The organism is Mycobacterium sp. TH-M11 (assembly GCF_057473725.1).
In genome coordinates, this window is record NZ_JBYCLD010000086.1 from 1 (window position 1) to 4,183 (window position 4,183).

The 4,183-nt window shown below is 66.8% G+C and carries 6 protein-coding genes; all 6 read right to left on the minus strand.

The window, feature by feature from the left end:
* Nucleotides 1-23: 23 nt before the first annotated feature.
* On the minus strand, nt 24-278 hold the full coding sequence (locus AC2VOG_RS03595) for a type II toxin-antitoxin system RelE family toxin (RefSeq protein ID WP_486938542.1): 255 nt from the start codon (nt 276-278) through the stop codon (nt 24-26).
* 8 nt (nt 279-286) lie between these two features.
* Complete coding sequence (locus AC2VOG_RS03600) at nt 287-562, minus strand: type II toxin-antitoxin system Phd/YefM family antitoxin (protein ID WP_486938543.1); 276 nt, start codon at nt 560-562, stop codon at nt 287-289.
* Between the two features lie 112 nt (nt 563-674).
* The gene (locus AC2VOG_RS03605; RefSeq protein ID WP_486938544.1) at nt 675-1,613 is read right to left on the minus strand and encodes a class I SAM-dependent methyltransferase; all 939 of its coding nucleotides are present in this window, start codon (nt 1,611-1,613) and stop codon (nt 675-677) included.
* A gap of 10 nt (nt 1,614-1,623) precedes the next feature.
* Nucleotides 1,624-2,586 carry a class I SAM-dependent methyltransferase gene (locus AC2VOG_RS03610; protein WP_486938545.1) on the minus strand — a complete coding sequence of 321 codons (963 nt, stop codon included), beginning with the start codon at nt 2,584-2,586 and terminating at the stop codon, nt 1,624-1,626.
* Nucleotides 2,587-2,641: 55 nt separating this feature from the next.
* The gene (locus AC2VOG_RS03615) at nt 2,642-3,274 is read right to left on the minus strand and encodes a TetR/AcrR family transcriptional regulator (RefSeq protein ID WP_486938546.1); all 633 of its coding nucleotides are present in this window, start codon (nt 3,272-3,274) and stop codon (nt 2,642-2,644) included.
* A 54-nt stretch (nt 3,275-3,328) separates the two neighbouring features.
* Nucleotides 3,329-4,183, minus strand: an 855-nt coding sequence (locus tag AC2VOG_RS03620) for a pirin family protein (RefSeq protein ID WP_486938547.1), incomplete at its 5' end; no start/stop codon positions are given.

The window sequence follows — 4,183 nt, forward strand, 5'->3', positions numbered from 1 at the left end:
GGGCCATTGCGACATACCTATCGTCATCCGGGCCGGTAGACTTGGGAGCGGTGACCGACTCTGGTGATCACGATCTGCTGACGGTGCTCATCAAGCAGGTACAGCACACGGTAGTCGCCGCGGCGCGCTGACCAGGGTCCGTGAAGATTTTCGCGCAGCGGCTTGCCGATGCGGTGCGGATCATTAGCAAGAGGGCCGTAGATGAACTCCACCACAGCGGGTGTCACCCTCGGCGGCAGCTTGTCGATGTCGCGGCGCGCACTGCCGGCAAGGCCCACTGTCCAACTCACCGGTGGCCAACGCCATAGCGGCGCCGGACCTCGCCCTCGGTCATCAGCAAACCCGCCTCGGCTTCCTCGCGCGCCTTCGCGATGTCCTCATGTACGCCGGGCTGCGACTGCCAGTAGAGCGTCTCTTCAAGAGCCTCTAGATCCTCAACAGACATCAGTACCGCCGCGGGCTTGCCGTGCCTGGTAATGGTCACGCGTTCGTGGGTGTTGATGGCACTGTCGATCAACTCGTTCAACTTCGCCTTTGCTTCGGTCAGCGGCAAGGTAGTCATGCCGCCAGGGTATCGCAACGGCACCGAATACGGATCCGCGCAGGGCCGAATACAGCGCCGAATACAGCTCCGACAAGACTGCGACGTGGGGCGCGCTGCTCGCGGATACCCCTCAGATGCGTTCAGCGATGACGAACTGCGAGAACGCCTGCCTGTCGTCAGCCGACGGCACGCCCTCGACCCAGCGGTTCAGCCGGCGCATCTCGTCGTCGGAGTTCTGCGCCGTGGCCCGCCAACCGTGGTCGTTGAGCCAGGTGGCCACGTCGGCGCGGTCGTCGTCGTGATAGATCAGATCCTGAATGTCGACGTTGCGCTCTATGCCGAGCCGCTCGGCCACCCGATTGAGTCGTTCCCGCATTTCCTGCCGACGCTCGTCGCCGTGATTGGCGGCGGTCTCGGCGGCGATCCGGCTGCCGGCCACGCTCAGCTCGGTGACCTGCGCAAACAGCCGATCCTGGGCATCGGCGGGCAGATACATCAATAGCCCCTCGGCCAGCCAGGCCGTCGGCGCAGTCGCATCGAAACCCGCGGCGACCAGGGCTGCCGGCCAATCCTGACGCAGATCGATCGCCACCTCGTGGCGGTCGGCCGACGGCGTCGCACCGTGCGCCGCCAGCGTCGCCGCCTTGTACTCCAGCACCTTGGGCTGGTCGATCTCGTAGACCGCGGTGCCGGCCGGCCAGTCCAGCCGGTAGGCCCGCGAATCCAGCCCGGACGCCAGGATCACCACCTGACGGATACCGGCAGCAACAGCCGCTGCGAAATGGGCGTCGAAGAAATGGGTGCGCACCGCCTGGTAGCCCCGCATGTGCTCGAAGATCGCCGCGGCCTCGGCGTCGATCTCGGCCACCTGCTCGAGCAGCGAGCTGTCGAGCATCTTTTCCCAGACGCCGGTAGCCGCCTCGCTGACCAGGATCTTCGCGAACGGGTCACGGATCAGTGGGTCGGGTCTGTCGGTCTCGGCCGCGCGGGCGGCCGCCACCATGACCGCGGTGGTGCCCACACTTTCGGTGATGTCCCAGGTGTCGTCGTGGCTACGCAATGCGCTCATCGCAAGCTCCTCAGTCGTTGTCGTTGGGTCGGTCGCCGAGTTCGGCGCGCAGCAGTGTGGTGGTGAAGGCCTCGTCGGCCAGATCGGCGGGAATCGGCCGGCCCAGCCTCGCCATCTCGTCGGCGTTGCCGACCGCGTCGACGCGCCAGCCGTGCTCGATCAGCCACTCCGCGGCGTCGGCCCGATCACTTTCCTGATAAGTCAGGGTCTCGACGTTGATGTCCAGGCCCAGCCGCTGACGCATCCGGTCGAACCGCGCCCGCCGCGCGACCCGACGCGCTTCGCTGTCGGCCGTGCCGAGGCTGAACGATTCGACGGCCACCCGGCTGCCGGGAGCGCTGAGCCCGGTCACGATGTCGAACAGCCGGTCCTGAGCTTCGGCCGGCAGGTATGGCAGCAGACCTTCGGCCAGCCAGGCGGTCGGGCGGCCCGGGTCGAAACCCGCGGCCGTCAACGCGGCGGCCCAGTCGTCGCGCAGGTCGACCCGAACGGTCCGGCGCTGCGCCGTCGCAGCCGCGCCGGCCGATTCGAGCGTGGCCGTCTTGTAGGCGACCACCTGCGGCTGGTCGATCTCGTAGACGACGGTGCCGACGGGCCAGTCGAGCCGGAAAGCCCGGGAGTCCAGGCCCGCGGCCAGGATCACCACCTGCCGGATCCCGTCAGCGACAGCGTCTGCGAAGTACGAGTCGAAGTAGTGCGTGCGCACGGCCTGGTAGTCGATGGCCAGCCGGTGGGCTCGCCGTCCGTGGTCGTCGTCGCCGATCCAGTCCAGCGAACTGGCCAGCCGCTCCCACGGCTGCCCGGCGGCGGAGACCAGCAAATAGGCGAACGGATCGCGGATCAACGGGGCCTCGGACCCGGTCTCGACGGCGCGGGCCGCAGCCACGCTCAAGGCGGTGGCGCCCACGCTTTCGGTGATGTCCCAGCTATCGCCCGCGGAGCGCATCGAGGTCGCAGCAGTTACGTCGGTCATAGCGCCCACATACTACCGAATAAGTTAGGCAACCTATATGGTTGTGTGTGCTACCTCACTGCTGTCGGCTCAGGCTTTGGGTCAGCAACAATTTCAGCTGCTCGATGATTGCGTCGAATTCGGCGCGGCCGCCGACAAAGCCGGCATAGAACCCCATCCCCAGCAGCACCGCCAGCAGCATCTCGGTGAGCGCGACGGCGTTGGTGCCTTGGCTCAGTTCGCCGTTGCGGATGCCGTCGTTGATCGCCCACAGCAGGAACGAGCGGGTCGCGTTCACCGAGTCGCTTTCCGGCCGGCTCAATTCCGGGTGACGGTGCGATTCCAACGTGGCGGCGATCAGAAATGCCGATGCGGCGCGGTTCTCCAGTTCGGCTTCGACGGTGCCTTCGATGAAGGTTGACACCCGACCGGTCAGCGTTGTCTCCTCGCGGGCCCGCTGAGTACTCGCGGCGACCATGCCGTCGTTGGTGTCGTCCAGCACCTGCCAGTACAGGGCGCGCTTGTCTGCGAAGTAGTGGTTGATCGCGGGCCGGGTCAGGTCAGCGCGCACCGCAATCGCCTGGAAGGTGGCCCCGTCGTAACCGCGTTCGCTGAACACCTCACGCGCGGCCGACAGAATGCGCTTACGTGTTTCAGCAGCCTTTGCTGCAGGGGGGCGCCCCGGCCCCCTGCTCGCTGGCTGCACCACACGCTGATTGTGCCATAGGTCACACCTACGATTCTCATAAAATCGAGCCGCCAGCTAGCCGGCAGCGGTGTGCGGCCTCAGACCGTCGGGGGGAATGCTGCCGAATCTGCCGGCCTGGAAGTCCTCGATCGCCTGGATCACCTCGGCCTTGGAGTTCATCACGAACAGGCCGTAATGAAACACCGGCTCGCGGATCGGCCGCCCACCCAGGATCAGGACCTCCAGCGCGGGAACCCGCGACTCCTGCGACGGTGCGGCGCTGATGGCGATGCGGTCGCCAGGCCCCAGAACCACCAGTTGGCCCTGCGTCACCGGATGAGACACCGGTCCGACCGAGCCGCGCCCGGCCAGCACGTATACCAGCGCGTTGTAGTCGCGGTTCCACGGGATGTCCAGGCGCGCGCCAGGCTGAATCGTCGCGTGCGCCAGGGTGATTGGCGTATGCGTGACGCCGGGGCCGCGACGGCCGTCGACCTCGCCCGCGATGACGCGGATCAGCGCGCCACCGTCGCCGGACGACAGCAAGCCGATATCGTGGCCTTCGATGGCCTGATACCGCGGGGTGGCGAACTTGTCTTTTTTCGGCAGGTTGACCCACAACTGGATGCCGTGGAACAGCCCGCCGCTTTCGACCAGTTCCGCCGGCGGCGTCTCGATGTGCAGGATGCCCGCACCCGCGGTCATCCACTGTGTCGCGCCGTCGGTGATCAAGCCGCCGCCGCCGTGCGAATCCTGATGCGCGAAGCGGCCGTCGATCATGTAGGTGACCGTCTCGAAGCCGCGGTGCGGGTGCCAGTCGGTGCCCCTGGGCTCACCGGGCAGGTATTCCACCTCGCCCATCTGGTCCATGTGGACGAATGGGTCCAGTGCTGCGCTGCTGACGCCGTGGAACGCGCGGACCACCGGGAA